Source organism: Bacillus cereus group sp. RP43 (genome assembly GCF_040459645.1).
GTDB lineage: Bacteria > Bacillota > Bacilli > Bacillales > Bacillaceae_G > Bacillus_A > Bacillus_A mycoides_C.
The window spans coordinates 558883-578340 of record NZ_JARVHQ010000001.1; the positions used below are offsets into that span (position 1 = coordinate 558883).

Genomic DNA, 19458 nt, shown 5'->3' on the forward strand with positions numbered 1-19458 from the left:
CGGGAAGTGGCTCAGCTTGGTAGAGCACCTGGTTTGGGACCAGGGGGTCGCAGGTTCAAATCCTGTCTTCCCGATATTTCAACATATGGGGCCTTAGCTCAGCTGGGAGAGCGCCTGCCTTGCACGCAGGAGGTCAGCGGTTCGATCCCGCTAGGCTCCACTTATTTGAATATAACTTATGGCGGTGTAGCTCAGCTGGCTAGAGCGTACGGTTCATACCCGTGAGGTCGGGGGTTCGATCCCCTCCGCCGCTACCATAAAGGACCTTTAGCTCAGCTGGTTAGAGCAGACGGCTCATAACCGTCCGGTCGTAGGTTCGAGTCCTACAAGGTCCACCACTCAAAGTTCATATCTCGGAGGTATACCCAAGTTCGGCTGAAGGGATCGGTCTTGAAAACCGACAGGCGGCGAGAGTCGCGCGGGGGTTCGAATCCCTCTACCTCCTCCATTTTTTCTAAATTAAATATTATATCATCGCGGGGTGGAGCAGTACGGTAGCTCGTCGGGCTCATAACCCGAAGGTCGCAGGTTCAAATCCTGTCCCCGCAACCAAATGGTCCCGTGGTGTAGTGGTTAACATGCCTGCCTGTCACGCAGGAGATCGCCGGTTCGACCCCGGTCGGGACCGCCATTTTTTTTACATAAAGGCTCGGTAGCTCAGTCGGTAGAGCAGAGGACTGAAAATCCTCGTGTCGGCGGTTCGATTCCGTCCCGAGCCACCATTTTGAAATCGCAAGCCGGCTTAGCTCAATTGGTAGAGCAACTGACTTGTAATCAGTAGGTTGGGGGTTCAAGTCCTCTAGCCGGCACCACTTTCAAAATGAGCCATTAGCTCAGTTGGTAGAGCATCTGACTTTTAATCAGAGGGTCGAAGGTTCGAATCCTTCATGGCTCACCATTTTTAATTTAATGCGGGTGTAGTTTAGTGGTAAAACAAGAGCCTTCCAAGCTCTGGTCGAGAGTTCGATTCTCTTCACCCGCTTTTTATGGGCCTATAGCTCAGCTGGTTAGAGCGCACGCCTGATAAGCGTGAGGTCGATGGTTCGAGTCCATTTAGGCCCACCATAATTATTCCGCAGTAGCTCAGTGGTAGAGCTATCGGCTGTTAACCGATCGGTCGTAGGTTCGAGTCCTACCTGCGGAGCCATATTATAGAGAAGTACCCAAGTGGCTCAAGGGGCTCCCCTGCTAAGGGAGTAGATCGCGAACGCGGTGCGAGGGTTCGAATCCCTTCTTCTCTGCCAGATTTTGGCCCGTTGGTCAAGTGGTTAAGACACCGCCCTTTCACGGCGGTAACACGGGTTCGAATCCCGTACGGGTCATACTAAAAGAGATAGCATAATCTGCTATCTCTTTTTTGTTGTGTAAAAGTAGACTTTGGATAGTCTGCTTTTTTTTTGAATACAGCTCGAGCAAGTGCATGTTGTGCTTCGCCTTTATTTAAACCAACCCGTACACGTCTTTTAAGCTCAGGACTCTATTTGAACATTTAAAAACTGTCCACTATGTAAAGCATATTCTAATTGAATTTTTATGCCCGCTGTTTGGGCGCAACCACCTGCCCCTGGGTACACACTAGCTAAATGCTTTGGCACTTGGAAAATCGTTGCATCTAAAATACGAATTCGTTGAAAATAAGCGATTGGATACCCGAAATATTAAAGCATCTTTCGCTAGATAACCACTTTTACACTAATTTCGCCATCGCTCTACTGAATATCAAGTTCACTGCAATCACGATGACTGCACCGATAAGGGTTGCAAATACACGGTCGAACAGAATGATAAACTGAAACGGCTTGCCGGCCTCCATGATCAAAATAATGAGCGGGATCATGGTTGCAGAGTATACAAGATAATTTCGAACCTTTAGAAGAGGTCGAACACCTGCGAATAGCCCGATACTTATAACTAACCCCAAAATTGGTAGACTAGTTGCGAGAAGCAAGCTCGCAACAATCACGCCGATTACTGTACCAAGCACTCGTTGTGTTGTTTTGATTGGAAAGAGTTCTATTTTCCGCTGAGTAAGGATCGCTACGGTAATTGCAATCCAATAGAAGTGGTGCTCGGGCCAAAGTATTCGCAATCCCTCAGCTATACCTAGACATAATGCGAGCCTGATTGAGAATTGCCAACCGGATAGGTGTGCAAGAGAATTCCGCCATAGAATGATTTTTTTCGATTTTGGCCCTTTCACAGCTCCATCCAGCGATGATTTAAAACAACGGTGTACCCAGATGCCTAGCACCAAGCTGATACTGACGGTCCAAATCGCCCCTGCTAAGATTGAAAAAATTAGTTCCATCCGGTACTCCGTCTGGCCGACCATGTTGAGGATGATAATCAGGAATATGACAAAGCTTGTTGTTGACACCGCCAAAGCACGACTATATCCGCCAATTAACGCAGCAAGGCTTACCAGCAGGATCAAGAATCCAAATGTCAGATAGCCATGTCCGAAAGAGAGAACAGCAGCAATCGCAGCGAGCACTACTGATATCAGTGCTGATGCCAACTTTTTCCCGTGATTTATAAAACTCGAACCGACTTTCACGCTACTGACTGCCAAACTGCCGACCGATGCAGCAAAACCAAGAGCAGGATAGCCTAGAACTGTAGCGAACAGAACAGGTCCGGCCATACCTATGCCGGCGGAAATGAGTTCTACTATTTCTACTTTGGCCTCCTTAGACCAAGAAAATACTTGAGCCCTATATGTCTTTACATTCATCTATAGCACCTCTTCCGACCCAAAGAGTAGGGTACAGTTTAATAATGGGCTCTTTCTTTAATCCATGGACATGTGGTGATACCTATGTCCATCAGGCTAATATTTTGAAGTATTCCCAAAATGAAAATTTTATCTTTCCAGAGTTATTTATAATAATTCAGCTCATTTTTTTCGATATGGGGAAATGCCAATTTCTTAAGTTGATGGCAATGTATGGTGACTCCTTATAGAAACCTCTAAAAGTATTGCTGCGGATTTACAAAAGTTAAATGATAAGAATTATGTGCAGGCTGCTGTATTAGGGGCTACTGCGGAAAATAAAGTGAAACTTTAATCAGTGGGGGTTTTGTTCATCCCCCACTGATTATTAGCCTTCACCAATCGGGCGTTTACGGACAGCCGGACTCCCACCTAACTTCTTCGCTCCAGCCAAATTTTGAGGTGGGAGTCTTACTGCCCGGCAAATAGCGGGATAAATAATATAGAAGAAGCTGTCTTTCAATAGGTGATCTATTGGAGCCAGCTCTTTGATGTTGTTATTATTGTCGAGTTTTTTTGATAAATCGATATCCCTTGTCGAATCGTTGATATATTTAAAGTTATGATAGATATATTGGGAAAATCGTTAATGTAATTTCACTTACCAAAGAACATCTAATCCCTTCTTTCACAATCTAAAGAAAACGCCTCCATTGAGATGGATTTCACCCGCATTCTAATAACTTTACACTCTATGTGAAAAAGTTCACAAATAGGTCATAATTTGTGAATTAATTCACAATAATCCGTGCTACAATATGAATGTAAAGAAGTTAAACAACATTAAATTAGTATTTTAATTAATTACTTAAACAATAATAAAAAAAATAGATGTAAACAATTGAAAGGGGAAATTAACATGAAAAAAGGTATCAATCGCGTAGTATTAGTAGGAACAGGAGCTGTAGGTTGTAGTTATGCTTACTCAATGATCAACCAAGGTGTAGCTGAAGAATTCGTACTGGTAGATGTAAATGAAGCAAAAGCAGAAGGGGAAGCAATGGACTTAAGCCATGCGGTACCATTCTCTCCAGCAGCAACAAAAGTTTGGAGCGGTAGCTATGCAGATTGTAAAGATGCAGATTTAGTTGTTATCACTGCTGGATTACCACAAAAGCCAGGCGAAACTCGTTTAGACTTAGTTGAGAAAAATACAAAAATCTTTAAACAAATCGTTCGCGGTATTATGGATAGCGGATTCGATGGAATCTTCTTAATCGCAACAAACCCAGTTGATATTTTAACTTACGTAACTTGGAAAGAATCTGGCTTGCCAAAAGAGCGCGTAATTGGTTCTGGTACAACTTTAGACTCTGCTCGTTTCCGTTACATGTTAGGTGACTACTTAGATGTAGATCCACGTAACGTTCATGCTTACATCGTTGGTGAGCATGGTGACACTGAACTTCCAGTATGGAGCCACGCTACTGTAGGTGTACAAAAACTAGAAACAATCTTAGCGAACAACGAACAGTATAACCAAGAAGATTTAGATAAAATCTTTGAAAATGTACGCGATGCAGCTTACCACATTATCGAGCGTAAAGGTGCAACTTACTACGGAATCGGTATGTCACTACTTCGTGTAACTAAAGCGATCTTAAGCAACGAGAACAGCGTATTAACTGTATCTGCATACCTTGAAGGTCAATATGGTGAGAAAGATGCTTACGTAGGTGTTCCAGCTGTTATTAACCGCGAAGGTGTACGTGAAATCGTAGAACTTGAATTAAACGAAGAAGAAAAAGTGAAATTCGCTCATTCCGTAAAAGTATTAAAAGAAACAATGGCACCAGTACTATAATAATTGCTAAATAATTCAGAGGCGGGAAACTGCTTCCTACCTCTGAATTTATATATAATTTAATATAAATTCCTTTTCCGGTTTCCCTTGTATATCCCCAATATACCCCTTTTGCTGGATAAGGGTTGTTTATAGAAAAGAGCACTCTACTTTATATAGAGTGCTCTTTATTATTATTTTTTAGGCGTTAATCCTAATTTCGTTAAAATATCTGCAAGTGTACCGCTTTTTGATTTTTCAACAGGTGTTTGTGATTTAGATGCATCTGGACCTTTTTTCAAGAAGTTCTTTTCAACGAAACGAATATCTGTTTCGTCGACAATACCGTCTTTGTTAAGGTCACCGTCTTTTACAGTTAGTCCTTTTTTACCATAGTTGCTAGCGATAATTTCAGCATCTTTCATATCGATTACTTTATCACCATTTACATCGCCGGCAAGGTTTTCGTCAGGTCGTGCATAATAATATTGGCCAAAAAGCTTACCATCTTTTTCAGTACCTAATTTTGTTGTTAGACGGCTTGTTAAATGCCCTGGTACTTCTACGTATAAATTATAGTCCCGATTATTAACAGGAAGTCCATTCAGTTTGAAGTATCCGTATTTATCTAGTGAGCCTTCAAACTTATGACGGTAAGAATCAGTTGCATATACTTTTACACCAAGCTTTGTATAATCGAGCTTTTCATCTAAATATCCACGCTCATTTAAGAATGCACCAGGTTTAATATTTCCTTCTACTAGTGAGTTTAGGGACATAACTGAGAATGTTTGATCTTGAAGGACACGCATTCTATTTGGCTCTGTTTCATCATGTTTCCAGTAAGCAAACACTGATGAATCTAACTGAGCATTTGCTTCATAAAACTCATCATTTTCTACTTTGAACGTTACATCAATGAATGGGAAATCACCATCTAATCCAGCGAAGTTTTTGTCATCGATAGCACCGCCAACTGTAAGAGAACCTGCCTCTAGTTTCGGCTCATTTACTTTTGCCGTTACCCCTTTTTCAGAAAGGAGTTTTTCAAAAGCAGGATTCAATTTCGCATTTGCAAATTTGAAGTTCTTTTCTAGGAATTTTACGTTAAATTCCCCAGCAACAAATTGTTTTACGTGTTTCGCATTTAGGGTTACAGTAAGTTCATCATTTTTGTATACTTCTTTTTTATCATAACTAGTTTTCGCATATTGAGCTCCTTGCGGGATAAACCAATAGTTATTTACACCGTTTGGATAGTCAGGACCTGCAGTTGCATAATCGAAAATATATACGCCTGTGTTCATTGGTCCTTCCACTTTAAAGGATTCAGGAGTAATGCCAACTTTAAAGTCACCATTTGCATTGATAGGTAAAAACTTATGCAAGTATGGAGAATAGTCATAGTACATAACCCCATTCGCTTCTTGCGTAATGTTTAATCCTTTTCCTTTTAAGTAGTCAACGTTCGAATCGTACACATTTCCTTTAATCCATAGTGCCTTTTTACCGTCTTCTACTGTATAGTTTTCTTCATTTAATTCATAAATACCAGGTTTTAATCCAGTTAACTTCACTTCAGGTGGTGTATTATCAATTATGACATAATCACCTTTCACACGTGCTTTCCCAGCTTTATCATAGCCGACAAACTCAATTGTGTAGTCTCCTTCTGGTAAATTGATTTTCTCATCACCAATTGGTTTCGCTGGATCATTTGTAAAAGGATACACTTTTCCGTTAAAGAATGAGTCTAGGTAGTAATACACATCAGTTTTTAGACCACTAGTGTTTAATGTTCCAATGAAGCCGAGAGCTTTATTTGTTTTTGAATCTTTCACGATAAGGTCTAACGTTTCAAGTGGGCTGTTTAATTGGAATGCCCCGTGAACATATGATTCGCCGTATGGGTTAAATTTAGATGTATCAGTTGAAATTGCTTTTCTTGATAATAGCGCATTTTCAATACCAGGTTCTGATACGCGAATAGAAAATGGAATTTGATATGTTTCTTCTTTATTTTTCGTATTTGTAATATGAATATATCCTTCATATCGGCCTTGTTTCACACCAGCTGGAACATTAATTTTCGCTTCAATTTCATCTGATTTTCCAGCATCAAGAGTAATTGTTTCAGGAACAGAAACTTTTACCCCATTTGCGGTAGCATCGTTAATAGTGGAAGAGGCTGGTGTATAAGAAATTTCTGTTTTAAATTCTTTTTTCTCTTGTTTATTATAATTAGCTACTTTTATATTTCGTTTTTGTTCAAGAGCTTCGCCGTCTTTTTGATAAAACTTACCGAATGCAATGGATCCAGTTTCTTCAGGTACTTCAATCACTTCATCATTTACAACAGTTTGTGTCGTATCTAATACTTTAAAACTTGTTTCCGTATGAACGGCGTTGTAAGCATCTACTAGCCCAGCTCCAACTTCATACACGGAATATTTTTCTTTTAAATCATCAGCAGTGTTCATGAGAGACGCTTTTACATCAAATGGAGAGTATTCTGGGTGTTCTTGTAAAATAAGTGCAGCAACGCCAGCGATATGAGGAGAAGCCATGGATGTTCCTTGCATACGCTCATAGGAAACGTCATAGTTTTCGCCCTCTTCTGGATCATTAATATATTCAGGTACTGTTGAAAGGACAGCAACACCAGGTGCTGTAATATCAGGTTTAATGTCATCATTTGCTGTAACAGGACCGCGGGAGCTAAAGTCTGCAAGATGATCGCCTTCTGTTTGAATATAACTGAGTTCGTCAAAAGTAAAGGATGTGTTCCCTTGTTCAATTTGAGCTTTTAGTTTTTCACCGTCTTCTTTCGTTAGGCGGAATGCTGGAATGTATTTTGTGCTTTCACCAACATAGAAAGGAATTTCTCCATCTACATTGTTATAAATAATAACGGCTTTTGCACCTGCTTGTTTTGCATTAGCAATTTTTTCATCAAATGAGGTCGTACCACGTGCAACGAGAGCGATTTTTCCTTTTACATCCTTTTTACTAAACTCGTCAGGTGTACCGATTCCTACAGATTCAATAGGTAAAGATTGTCCTTTGAAATCTTCTATTCTATCAGTGAAATTTTTGCCAAATAAAATCAAGTTAGGGAATTGTAATTGTCCAGCGTGACTTGATAGTTTTGGTAAGGAAATAGAGCTATCGCTTGCTCCAACCGTAATAGCAAATGGAGAAGCGCCTGGTGATCCGAGTGTTGATGGATTTGGTCCAGAGTTCCCAGCAGCAACGACTGTAACCACGCCGGAAAGCATCGCATTATTGACAGCGATAGACGTTGGATCAAGCGGATTGTTGCTATCGTCACCTAACGATAAGTTAATAACGTTCATACCGTCAGAAATGGATTTGTCAATTGCAGCGATAATACCTGAACTATCTCCACTTCCATATGGACCGAGTACACGATAGTTATATAGTTCAATGTCAGGTGCAACACCTTTTACTGCTGAATCTGATTTGTTTTTCTTTTGAGCAGAAACAATACCTGCTACGTGAGTGCCGTGTGATGTATAGAAGGCAGAACCACGGTTATCAAATTCAGGAGCACCAGATTGTTGCCACTCTGAATAAGTTGTTTCCATCGGATCTGCATCGTTATTAATAAAGTCCCAACCTTTTACGGAGTTTGGATCTATTTTACTAGAATCCTCGCCAGATTTTGCGCGATAGCCTTTATACACGTCTTTTAAGTCAGGGTGATTGTAATCGATGCCTGTATCTAATACACCAACTTTAATACCTTTTCCGGTAATGCCCTCACTATGTAACTTATCTACCCCGATTTGCGGAATGCTATCTGTTAGTTTTTGAGGTGCCTTTTGCTCAGCTTGCTTCGGTAAATTTAATTTCACTTCGTAATCTTTCCAAATACGTTTTACTACGCCGATTCGCAACAGTTCTTCAACTGTATTTGCCGGTAATGTCATCGCAACGCCATTTATCGCATGTTTATAAGAACGTTTAATTTGTACAGATTGGAAATTTCCTGATTTTACTGATGGGCTGAATTGATGAATACGTTTTAATCCTTTTTGGAATTCCTCATGTTCTTGATCAATACGTGCTTTTATATTTTCAGGAGCAGCTTGTAATCCTTTTGTTTTTTGTTTTAATTCATTAATCTTTACGGGTGCAGTTTGAAATTCTACAATGATATTTACTGGTTCAGAACTACTCGTATTAATATCTGGCGAAATAGTAAAGCCAGGATTGGCATCTAACGTTTGTAACGCCTGACGTTGCTCTTTAGAAAGTTTTGATAGTAAAGACTGAGCGTTTGAAGAGTCAATTTGGTTAATAGGATTTTCAGCAAGTACATTGAACGGAAGAGCAGTTGAAAATAGAACGCCAGCCGTTACAATTCCCGTAACAAATCGATTTTTCTTTTTCATTTATAAGCCTCCGACAATTTGTATTTTTTAATAGAGAAAAAATAGAATTATTTCTCTTCACCTTTTGTTTGCTCTGCATTGAATGTCCAGTTTAGTTGTAAAGAATCACCTTGAAACTTATTTTGATCTTGGTTATTATCTTCAAATGAGAAGAGAACGTGTAAGTAATCTGTTTCACCAGATTTAATACCGTCTATTAAGTTATAACGTTCTAGAGAAGTAGCTACATCCTCAGGTTTCATAGTTTTTAACTCTGATAGTTTTGTTTCCCATAAAACCTCGTGATCATCATTTGGATTAGATGGCTTACCATCGTTAACTAGAAACTTTACGACGATATGGTCACCTAAATCTTCACCAGCATTATTTTGCTTTGCATCTGTAACTTCATAGGATGTTTCAAGTGCTACTTTTGCAATATCTAATGTTCCTTTATTTTCAAGCTTGAAATTTCTTTCAATAAAATCACCTGGTTTTAAATCTTTCACATTAACGATTACACTTGGGTTAATAGAAAGGTCTAACGTACCAGCTTGAAATGAATTACCCGATGTTTCGGAGTCGCTGAAATAGGCAAATACACCACCAAATGTAAGTGATAAGCCTAGTGATGCAGTGACAACTCCCATTCCTACTTTTTGTTTCAATGACATAAGAAAGCCCCCTAGTTTGATTTTTATAGCAAACATTCGCAACGAGTGTGAGAAAAAGTAAACATAGCATTTCACTATGAATTGTAGTTGCAAAAGCTTGTTGTTCGTTATTGAGAACAAGTATATGCTTATGAATTTTACATTTCAATAAACTTTGTGACAAAAAATGTTGAGAAACATTATTTTATGACAGATTATTTTGTTTGAATTTTACGTGGAAAATAGTGTGAAAAACAGGGAGAAATCAATAAAGTAAATATTGAGCAATAATGAAAGGTGAAAATAGTAAGGGGAAATGAAGCGTTTGCAATGAATATTCGTCAAAATTCGATATTTTACACAGTAAATTTGAATATTTTAAGCCGAATTAAAGAAAAAAACGTATATTTTTAAAAAAATAACAAGGATATTTCAGTTTTTCGCAGAAATGATAAAGAGTAAAAAATTTCTGTCATCTTAGTGAGGTGAACATATTGGATGTAATAAATTGTGAAGAAGTGAAACGAGATGAGTTTCATACAGAAAAGTACTATGACAGTTATAACATCTTTGGGGCACATATTGTGACGGAAGATGGGATGCGAGGGGTACGATTCACAGTATGGGCTCCTCATGCGAAAGCAATGAGTGTTGTTGGGGATTTTAATGAATGGGATTATGAGCAACATAAGATGCTACAAGTGACAGAAGAGGGGATTTGGTCCTTGTTTGTACCGCATATTGAAGAGAATGAGATATACAAGTATGCGGTTGAAACGATGGATGGTGCCGTTATTTTAAAAGCAGATCCTTACGCAGTATATGCAGAAGTAAGACCAAATACGGCATCTGTAGTTTTTGATATAGAGGGATATGAATGGAATGATAAAAACTGGATTCGTAAGAGAAAGAAAAAATCGATTTATAAAGAAGCGATGACAGTTTATGAATTACATTTCGGTTCTTGGAAAAAGAAAGAAGATGGCGCTCTGTATTCTTACAGAGAAATGGCCGAAGAGCTCATTCCGTATGTGGTGGAACATCAATTTACACATATTGAAATTATGCCGCTTGTTGAGCATCCATATGATCGTTCTTGGGGATATCAAGGAACGGGATATTATGCAGCTACAAGTAGATTCGGCACGCCACATGACTTGATGTATTTTGTCGATGAATGTCATAAATATGGAATCGGTGTCATTTTAGATTGGGTGCCGGGGCATTTTTGTAAAGATGCTCACGGTTTATATTTGTTTGATGGGACACCGACTTATGAATATAAAGATATAGATGTACAAGAAAACCTGGTATGGGGAACTGTTAATTTTGATTTAGGGAAGAGAGAAGTACGTAATTTCTTAATTTCAAATGCGTTATTTTGGATGAGGTATTTCCATATTGATGGTTTCAGGGTAGATGCAGTTGCGAATATGCTGTACTGGAATAAAGAAGGAAAAGAGCAAAGCAATGAACACGCTGTTTCTTTCTTACGAGAGTTAAATGAAGCTGTGTTTGCAGAAGATGAAGAGTTTCTTATGACAGCGGAAGATTCAACAGCTTGGCCACTTGTAACAGCTCCAACATACGAGGGTGGACTTGGATTCAATTATAAATGGAATATGGGTTGGATGAATGACGTGCTGAAATATATGGAATGTGCGCCAGAGTATCGGAAATACATTCATGAGAAAATGACATTCTCTTTACTATATGCTCACTCTGAAAACTTCATATTGCCGCTTTCTCATGATGAAGTCGTTCATGGGAAAAAGTCGTTATTAAATAAAATGCCGGGAGATTACTGGGATAAGTTTGCTCAGCTTCGTTTATTATATGGATATTTCTTTACTCATCCAGGTAAGAAATTACTCTTTATGGGTGGAGAATTCGGGCAATTTGATGAGTGGAAAGACCTTGAAGATTTAGATTGGAATTTACATGATTTTGAAATGCATCGTTACATGCATGATTACTTTAAAGAGCTCATAGCATTGTATAAGCGCTCAAAACCACTTTGGCAGTTAGATCACTCGCCTGAAGGATTTCAGTGGATTGATGCTAATAATAATGAGCAAAGTATTTTCTCTTTTATCCGCCAAGGGGATAAGCAGGAAGATGCGTTAGTTGTCGTATGTAATTTTACGAAAGCTACATATGAAAACTATAAAGTAGGTGTACCAGATTTCGAGTATTATAACGAAATTTTAAACAGTGACTCGGCGCAATATGGCGGATCGGGGCAAGTGAATAAGAAACGTCTCAAGACGATTCTAGAGCCATATCATAATCAAGCGGCACATGTAGAAATTACAATTCCACCATTTGGCGTATCCATATTACGACCAGTGAAGACGAGAAAGGGGAGCAAAAAACAAGATGGCTCAAAAACAAAAGTGCGTAGCAATGTTACTAGCAGGGGGAAAAGGTAGTCGTTTAAGTGCATTAACAAAAAATTTAGCCAAGCCAGCTGTTCCATTTGGTGGTAAATATCGCATTATTGATTTTACGTTAAGTAACTGTGCAAACTCCGGTATTGAAACGGTGGGGATTTTAACACAATATCAACCGCTAGAACTTCATAATTATATTGGAATCGGAAATGCTTGGGATCTTGATCGTGTAAACGGTGGAGTCACTGTGTTACCTCCTTATGCGGAGTCTTCAGGTGTGAAGTGGTATACAGGTACGGCAAGTGCCATTTATCAAAACCTAAACTATTTAAGTCAGTACGAACCAGAATATGTCCTTATTTTATCAGGCGATCATATTTATAAAATGGATTACAGTAAAATGCTAGATTACCATATTGAGAAAGAAGCAGATGTTTCAATTTCTGTTATTGAAGTGCCTTGGGATGAAGCAAGTCGCTTTGGTATCATGAATACAAATGAAGAGATGGAAGTTGTTGAATTTGAGGAGAAACCACAATTTCCAAGAAGTAATCTTGCATCAATGGGAATTTATATTTTTAACTGGGCTATTTTAAAAGAATATTTAGAGATGGATGCAAGAAATCCTGAATCTAGTAATGACTTCGGAAAAGATGTACTTCCGCTTTTATTAGATGAAGGGAAGAAGTTGATGGCGTATCCGTTTGAAGGATATTGGAAAGATGTTGGAACGGTGAAAAGCTTATGGGAAGCGAATATGGATTTACTTCGCGATGAAACATCGTTGAACTTGAACGATCGTGATTGGCGCATTTATTCTGTGAACCCAAATGAGCCACCTCAATATATTGCAGAACAGGCAAAAGTAGAAGAATCACTTATTAATGAAGGATGCGTCATTGAAGGGGACGTGAAGCATTCTGTTTTATTCCAAGGAGTAACGGTAGAAGAAGGTAGTATGGTAATCGATTCTGTCGTTATGCCTGGGGCAAAGATTGGTAAAAACGTTGTGATTGAAAGAGCGATTGTTGGATCGGAAATGGTTATTGAAGATGGGACAATAATTCGCCCAGAAAAAAATGTTGACGATGTAGTACTAATTGCTGAAGGAAAATAGAAAAGGGGGATGAAATGAATGGGAGAAAAAATGTTAGGAATTATTAATGCAACGGGAAGTTTTCCTTCCTTAAAGAAAGTAACAGGGCATCGTTCATTAGCGGCGTTACCGTTTGGAGGCCGTTACCGACTCATTGATTTCATGCTTTCAAATATGGTGAATTCTAATATTCATAGCGTGGCGGTTTTTACAAGTCATAAGAATCGTTCTTTAATGGATCATGTCGGTTCAGGAAAACAGTGGGATTTAGATAGAAAGCGTGATGGACTGTTTTTATTCCCACCGAACTGCCAATGTGATCATGACGAATTTGGATCTTTTGCACATTTTAGAAGACATATTGATTATTTCCTAAGAAGCAGAGAAGAGTATGTCGTTATTACGAATAGCCATCTTGTAACAGCGTTAAATTTTCAAGCGGTGCTAAAGCGACATATACACACGTCCGCAGATATTACTGAAGTTTGTCATGAAGGGGTTTCGCTTCAAACATATGTGCTAAAGAAACAATTATTGCTAGACTTATTTGAGACATATAAAGATGTGGAGCAATACAGTTTATTTGATGTAGTGAGAGAAAAGCGAGGGGAATCACTGCATATTGCTACGTATGAGCATACAGGGTATGTAGCTATTATTGATTCGATTGAAAGTTACTATAAACATAGCTTAGAAATTTTGCAACCTGCTATTTGGAAGCAATTATTTAAGAAAGAAGCACCGATCTTTACGAAAGTAAAAGATGAGCCACCAACTCGTTATATGAAGGGTGCAGTAGTGAAAAATACAATGGTTGCAAACGGCAGTATTATTGAAGGGGAAGTGGAAAATAGTGTTGTCGCCCGTTCTGTTAAAATTGGAAAGGGTTCAATTGTACGTAATAGTATTATTATGCAAAAGAGCCAAATTGGAGATAATTGTATAATAGACGGTGTTATTATTGATAAAGATGTGAAACTTGGCGACGGCGTAGTGTTAAAAGGAAGTGCTGATAAGCCATATGTTGTAGAAAAAGGTAGTGTACAAAATAGTACAATCAATAGTTATTCGTAAATAGCAGGTGCATAATTAGTGGGGGATTTAAAACCCCCACTAATTAAGGTTTTACTCTATATGAAAACTTGAAGGGAGGAAGCTGTAAGAAGAGCGATTTATGATGTATACGCTTTTCGTGCAGTGGAACAACAGGTGAATATTTTATTTGCAGTATCAGAATGTGTACCGTTTATTAAATCCGGAGGTCTAGCTGATGTAGCAGGAGCGCTCCCAAAAGAATTAAAAAAATTAGGAGTGAATGTTCGCATTATACTTCCAAACTACAGTCTTATTCCGAAAGAGCTAAGAGAAGGATGTACGCTTCATAAAGTAATTAACGTTCCTCTTGGATGGAGAAACCAATATTGCGGGATTCTAAAAGGTGAGCAGGATGGGATTACGTATTACTTAATAGATAATGAATATTATTTTAAGAGAGATTCTCTATATGGCCATTATGATGATGGGGAGCGTTTTTCTTATTTTTCAAAAGCAGTTTTAGAGTGTATCCCACATCTTGATTTCGAAGTAGATGTTCTTCATAGTCATGATTGGCATACAGCTATGGTTAATTTCTTACTTCGTGAAAAGTATCAAGATAACCCGTTATATGAGCATATTAAAACGGTATATACGATTCATAATTTGCAGTTCCAAGGTGTATTTCCTCCTGAAGTGATGTACGACTTACTGGAGCTTGGTCATGAATATTTTCATAATGAACAGCTTGAGTTTTATGGAAACGTGAACTTTATGAAAGGCGGTATTATCGCATCTGACCAAATTACAGCGGTTAGCCCGACATATAAAGAAGAGATTCAATATGAGTTTTTCGGTGAGAAGTTAGATGGATTGTTACGAAAGCATAACGATAAGCTTAGTGGTATTGTAAATGGAATTGATACGAGCGTATATAATCCAGAAACAGATCCATATATTACGGCTCAGTATAGTGCAGAGTCGCTAGATGAAAAGAATGAAAATAAACGCGCATTGCAGCGTTATTTTGGTTTACCAGAAAAAGAAGATACACCAGTTATTTCGATGGTAACACGATTAACGAAGCAAAAGGGGCTTGATCTAGTACGTACTGTATTCCGTGAAATAATGGAAGAAGATGTACAATGTATTATTTTAGGGTCAGGCGATTCTGAATACGAGCAGTTCTTTGAATGGATGGCATATGAGTATCCAGAAAAGGTAAAAGTATATATTGGGTTTAATGAAGCGTTAGCGCACCAAGTGTATGCGGGAAGCGATTTGTTTTTAATGCCATCGCTGTTTGAACCATGTGGACTTGGACAACTTATTGCGCTAGCATATGGCACGATTCCAATTGTAAGAGAAACAGGCGGATTAAATGATACTGTACACTCTTACGATGAGGACACTGGAATTGGGAATGGCTTTAGCTTTACGAATTTTAATGCGCATGACATGTTACATACGATTCTTCGTGCAATTGAGTTTTATCAAGATAAACCGGTATGGGATAAGCTTGTAAAGCAAGCGATGACTGAAGATTATAGCTGGGGGAAATCTGCTCTTGCATACAAGAAATTGTATAAAAGTCTCATGGAATAACATTGAGGTGGTGAAAAAATGTTTACTCATGTTGAAAGCTTCAAATCCGCTTTTCTAGAAAAATTAGAAACGATGTATGGGAAAAGTTTCAAAGATTCTACAACTCGTGATCAGTATAATACGCTCGGTCATATGGTACGTGAGTATATGAATAGTCAATGGATTGCAACGAATGAAAGTTATCGTTCTGGAGATCAAAAACAAATGTATTATTTATCCATTGAGTTTTTACTTGGGCGTTTGCTTGGCAGTAACATATTAAATTTAGGTATCAGGGATGTATGTGAAAAAGGACTTTTTGAACTTGGAATTTCTTTGCACGAGTTAGAAGAGATTGAAGCAGATGCAGGACTTGGAAATGGTGGACTTGGACGTTTAGCAGCCTGTTTCCTCGACTCGCTTGCTTCTTTAAACTTACCAGGACATGGCTGTGGTATTCGTTATAAGCATGGTCTGTTTGATCAAAAAATTGTTGATGGCTATCAAGTAGAATTTCCAGAACAGTGGCTTCTTCATGAAAACGTTTGGGAAGTAAGAAGGCATGACCAAGCCGTAGAAGTAAGTTATTTTGGAAACGTTGAACCACTAGAAATCGATGGACGTTTAGAGTTCAGGCATACAAATGCAGAAGTTATTATGGCAGTACCATACGACGTTCCAGTTGTCGGGTATGAAACAAGTACTGTAAATACGCTTCGGCTTTGGAATGCAGAGCCAGTTCCTTTCCCGCAAAATTGTAAGGATATTTTGAAATATAAGCGTGAAACAGAGGCCGTATCGGAGTTTTTATATCCAGATGATACGCATGATGAGGGGAAAATACTTCGTTTGAAACAACAGTATTTCCTCGTATCATCAAGTTTGCAAAATATCGTTCGTATGCATAGGGAGAGACACGGTAGTCTTCGTCAGTTACATGAAAAAATCGCGATTCATATAAACGATACACATCCGGTTCTAGCAATTCCAGAACTTATGCGTATTTTATTAGACGAAGAAAAATTGACATGGGAAGAAGCTTGGCACATAACAACGCAGACGATTTCCTATACGAATCATACGACATTATCAGAAGCGCTTGAGAAATGGCCAATTCATATTTTTAAACCGTTATTACCGAGAATTTATATGATTATTGAAGAAATTAATGAACGTTTCTGTCATGAGCTTTGGGACCGTTATTCGTACGATTGGAAGCGTATTGAGGACATGGCCATTATTGCGCATGATCTTGTGAAAATGGCTCATTTGGCGATTGTTGGTAGCCATAGCGTTAACGGTGTGGCGAAAATTCATACAGAAATTTTAAAGCAGCGTGAAATGCGATTGTTCTATGAATTTTATCCAGATAAGTTTAATAATAAAACGAATGGAATTGCTCATAGGCGCTGGTTAATGAAGGCGAACCCGCAGCTGACGAATCTTATTTCGGAAGCGGTTGGGGATGAGTGGAAGAAAGAGCCGATTAAGCTGCAAGCGTTGCAAAACTTCATACATGATACTAGTTTTCAAGAAAAGCTTGCAGGGGTAAAGCAAGAGCGTAAGATTATTTTAGCGGAGCGCATTCATAATAAAATGGGGATCACGATTGATCCAAATTCTATTTTTGATGTGCAAGTGAAAAGGCTACATGCTTATAAACGACAGTTATTAAATGTTCTTCATATTTTGTACTTGTATAACCGTTTAAAAGAGGATACTAGTTTTTCATTTTACCCGCGTACTTTTATTTTTGGAGCAAAAGCATCACCTGGTTATTATTATGCGAAGAAAATTATTAAATTAATAAATGAGCTTGCAAGAAAAGTAAATACCGATCCGTACGTAAGTCAATTTATGAAAGTTATCTTTCTAGAAAACTACCGAGTTTCTTTAGCGGAAGATATATTCCCGGCGGCAGATGTAAGTGAACAAATTTCAACTGCGAGTAAAGAAGCTTCAGGAACAGGTAACATGAAATTCATGATGAATGGTGCAATTACACTCGGAACGTTAGATGGAGCTAATATTGAAATAAAAGACCGGGTCGGTGATGATGCTTGCTTCATTTTCGGTTTAACAGCGGATGAGGTTCTTCATTACTACCAAAATGGTGGATATCGTGCAAGTGACTATTATCACCACAATATGCACATTAAAAAAGTAGTAGACCAGTTAACGAATGGTTTCTTTGCACAGTCGGGAGCTGAATTTGAAGCGATTTATGATTCTCTCGTTATTCAAAATGATGAATACTTCGTTCTTCGAGATTTTAGCCCATATGCTGAAAGACAAGATGCTGTTGGAAGGGCATACGAAAATAGGCAGAAATGGATGGAAATGTCGATTTTGAACATTGCACAATCGGGGCATTTTGCGAGTGATCGAACAATTTTGCAGTACAGTAATGAAATTTGGGGTATTGGTAATACTGTTAAACTTTTTTAGATGAAAGCCCCTTTTGAAGGGGCTTTTATTTATTCAGTTTTAAAACAGAGATACGCTTGCTTAGAAAAATAAAACGAGCTTAATGAGATTAGGCTCGTTTTACTTATTTTACTTAAGAAAGGTAAGGCATGAACGTATATATTATACCTGTTCCGCCATATTCCCCTGTCGCAAAGTATGAAAATGTAAAGAAACCTGTAAACGAAAAAATTATAATGAGAAAAAGTGCAAAGATAAATTTTAGCATGTAAGGTCCCCTCATCCGAAAGTAATTTCATAGATTATTATAGTATACAAATATTGAATTTCCAATTGTTTACTGGTTAAAAATGAGAGGTCAGACATGTTTTGTATGTTGTAATGGAATGATTATTCGTAATGGATTTTGTATTTTTCGTAAATGTCATGTTGTGATGGACGTGTGCATATTCCCAATCACGATCATTAAAATTTATGTTTCGGGGAGGGAGAAGTGGAACGACATCGAATAAGTTGACGAAACGAAAGCTACTAGCCACTTGCAGTTTATAATAATTTCGAAAGGCGATATCTCCAACTTTTGGAGAGGCAAATGTATAAAGACCATACTGTGCGAAGGCAGTATTTATACGTGCATCTAGTATGTGTAGTGTAGCGAGTGCACCTCCTAAGCTATGGCCTGTTGCAAGAAGTTTCTTATGGGCTGGTAATGACACGAGCATATCCATAATGGGGTCCCGGCAAGATTCATAAATTGAAAGAAAGCCGTTATGAACATTTCCACTATTTAAAGCGTATGGGTATGGCCTTTGGTTGACGAGTGAATCAATAATCCAATCTGTATCTGTTTGTGTGCCCCTAAAAGCTACAATAATCGTATCTTCAGATTCTAATATGAACCCAAACCATTCCATCGTTTGAATCGCTTTTCCTTGAAAGCCTTGTACATATTGGAATCCATCAGGTATTTCAAAAATCCCATTTTGTTTATATTGTTCATACGTTAAATCGCAGCAAGATGCTAACAATATGGCAGTATCTTTATCAAAGGATAAAGGAGTACGCATCAAGAAAGCCCTCCTTAAGAAAAGGTATAGTTCAATATATGCAGTGAGGGACTTGATTCATTCTTTTTGAAAAAAGGCTTGAACCTACAGTTACGTGAGGGAGTATGATTTTTGTAAACATATTGTTAGGAGGAGTGTAGGATGAGCAAAAAAGAAGTTTATTCAATTGGTGAGTTTTCAAAGAGAACGGGCACATCGATATGGACACTACGATATTACGATGGAATACTATATGATTCAAAATGGTTTA

The 19458-nt window shown here is 38.3% G+C and carries 10 protein-coding genes, 15 tRNA genes and 3 pseudogenes; 22 read left to right on the forward strand and 6 right to left on the reverse strand.

What is annotated here, in order from left to right:
* From QCI75_RS02860 to QCI75_RS02930, 15 genes are all read left to right on the forward strand, one after another.
* Positions 1–74: transfer RNA gene (locus QCI75_RS02860), tRNA-Pro, on the forward strand.
* Between the two features lie 13 nt (positions 75–87).
* Positions 88–160: transfer RNA gene (locus QCI75_RS02865), tRNA-Ala, on the forward strand.
* A gap of 20 nt (positions 161–180) precedes the next feature.
* Positions 181–257, forward strand: a tRNA-Met gene (locus QCI75_RS02870).
* Between the two features lie 4 nt (positions 258–261).
* Positions 262–338: transfer RNA gene (locus tag QCI75_RS02875), tRNA-Ile, on the forward strand.
* A gap of 17 nt (positions 339–355) precedes the next feature.
* Positions 356–448: transfer RNA gene (locus QCI75_RS02880), tRNA-Ser, on the forward strand.
* 27 nt (positions 449–475) lie between these two features.
* Positions 476–552 (forward strand) — tRNA-Met (locus QCI75_RS02885).
* 3 nt (positions 553–555) lie between these two features.
* Positions 556–631, forward strand: a tRNA-Asp gene (locus QCI75_RS02890).
* 15 nt (positions 632–646) lie between these two features.
* Positions 647–722, forward strand: a tRNA-Phe gene (locus tag QCI75_RS02895).
* 14 nt (positions 723–736) lie between these two features.
* Positions 737–812 (forward strand) — tRNA-Thr (locus tag QCI75_RS02900).
* A 10-nt stretch (positions 813–822) separates the two neighbouring features.
* Positions 823–898, forward strand: a tRNA-Lys gene (locus QCI75_RS02905).
* A gap of 13 nt (positions 899–911) precedes the next feature.
* Positions 912–982, forward strand: a tRNA-Gly gene (locus tag QCI75_RS02910).
* Between the two features lie 6 nt (positions 983–988).
* Positions 989–1065, forward strand: a tRNA-Ile gene (locus QCI75_RS02915).
* Positions 1066–1072: 7 nt separating this feature from the next.
* Positions 1073–1147, forward strand: a tRNA-Asn gene (locus QCI75_RS02920).
* A gap of 6 nt (positions 1148–1153) precedes the next feature.
* Positions 1154–1244 (forward strand) — tRNA-Ser (locus QCI75_RS02925).
* A 6-nt stretch (positions 1245–1250) separates the two neighbouring features.
* Positions 1251–1322: transfer RNA gene (locus QCI75_RS02930), tRNA-Glu, on the forward strand.
* A 76-nt stretch (positions 1323–1398) separates the two neighbouring features.
* On the opposite strand, the pseudogene QCI75_RS30505 reads toward QCI75_RS02930, so the two are convergent.
* The 3 genes and pseudogenes from QCI75_RS30505 to QCI75_RS02945 all read right to left on the reverse strand — a co-directional run.
* Positions 1399–1477 (reverse strand): annotated as a pseudogene (locus QCI75_RS30505) (hypothetical protein); the annotation flags it as partial.
* Position 1478: 1 nt separating this feature from the next.
* Positions 1479–1643, reverse strand: a pseudogene (locus tag QCI75_RS02940) (transposase); the annotation flags it as partial.
* 44 nt (positions 1644–1687) lie between these two features.
* Entirely contained in the window at positions 1688–2734 is a 1047-nt protein-coding gene (locus tag QCI75_RS02945; protein ID WP_353759950.1) for an FUSC family protein, read from the reverse strand.
* Positions 2735–3632: 898 nt separating this feature from the next.
* Here QCI75_RS02945 and QCI75_RS02950 point away from each other — a divergent pair.
* Positions 3633–4577, forward strand: coding sequence for an L-lactate dehydrogenase (locus QCI75_RS02950; protein WP_000715333.1), 945 nt, complete (start codon positions 3633–3635; stop codon positions 4575–4577).
* Positions 4578–4750: 173 nt separating this feature from the next.
* Here QCI75_RS02950 and QCI75_RS02955 read toward each other — a convergent pair whose 3' ends face one another.
* Together QCI75_RS02955 and QCI75_RS02960 are read right to left on the reverse strand one after the other, a co-directional pair.
* Positions 4751–8974, reverse strand: a complete 4224-nt coding sequence (locus QCI75_RS02955) for a S8 family serine peptidase (protein ID WP_353759951.1) — start codon at positions 8972–8974, stop codon at positions 4751–4753.
* Between the two features lie 47 nt (positions 8975–9021).
* Positions 9022–9627, reverse strand: a complete 606-nt coding sequence (locus QCI75_RS02960; RefSeq protein ID WP_353759952.1) for a TasA family protein — start codon at positions 9625–9627, stop codon at positions 9022–9024.
* 473 nt (positions 9628–10100) lie between these two features.
* Between QCI75_RS02960 and glgB the strand changes: the two genes are divergently transcribed.
* The 5 genes from glgB to glgP all read left to right on the forward strand — a co-directional run bounded on the left by glgB (position 10101) and on the right by glgP (position 18162).
* Complete coding sequence (gene glgB / locus QCI75_RS02965) at positions 10101–12038, forward strand: 1,4-alpha-glucan branching protein GlgB (protein WP_144508408.1); 1938 nt, start codon at positions 10101–10103, stop codon at positions 12036–12038.
* Complete coding sequence (gene glgC / locus QCI75_RS02970) at positions 11986–13116, forward strand: glucose-1-phosphate adenylyltransferase (RefSeq protein WP_105585866.1); 1131 nt, start codon at positions 11986–11988, stop codon at positions 13114–13116. The genes glgB and glgC overlap by 53 nt, the downstream gene beginning before the upstream one ends.
* Positions 13117–13134: 18 nt before the next feature.
* Entirely contained in the window at positions 13135–14169 is a 1035-nt protein-coding gene (gene glgD / locus QCI75_RS02975) for a glucose-1-phosphate adenylyltransferase subunit GlgD (protein WP_199674588.1), read from the forward strand.
* 135 nt (positions 14170–14304) lie between these two features.
* The gene (gene glgA, locus QCI75_RS02980) at positions 14305–15735 is read left to right on the forward strand and encodes a glycogen synthase GlgA (protein WP_085313019.1); all 1431 of its coding nucleotides are present in this window, start codon (positions 14305–14307) and stop codon (positions 15733–15735) included.
* An 18-nt stretch (positions 15736–15753) separates the two neighbouring features.
* A complete protein-coding gene (gene glgP, locus QCI75_RS02985) occupies positions 15754–18162 on the forward strand; it encodes a glycogen phosphorylase (RefSeq protein ID WP_353759953.1) in 2409 nt (802 codons plus the stop codon).
* Positions 18163–18485: 323 nt separating this feature from the next.
* Here the strand turns inward: glgP and QCI75_RS02990 are convergent, their stop codons facing one another.
* Positions 18486–19208, reverse strand: a complete 723-nt coding sequence (locus tag QCI75_RS02990; RefSeq protein WP_002112553.1) for a lipase family protein — start codon at positions 19206–19208, stop codon at positions 18486–18488.
* 141 nt (positions 19209–19349) lie between these two features.
* Here QCI75_RS02990 and QCI75_RS02995 point away from each other — a divergent pair.
* Positions 19350–19436: pseudogene (locus QCI75_RS02995) on the forward strand (MerR family transcriptional regulator); the annotation flags it as partial.
* Between the last annotated feature and the right edge of the window lie 22 nt (positions 19437–19458).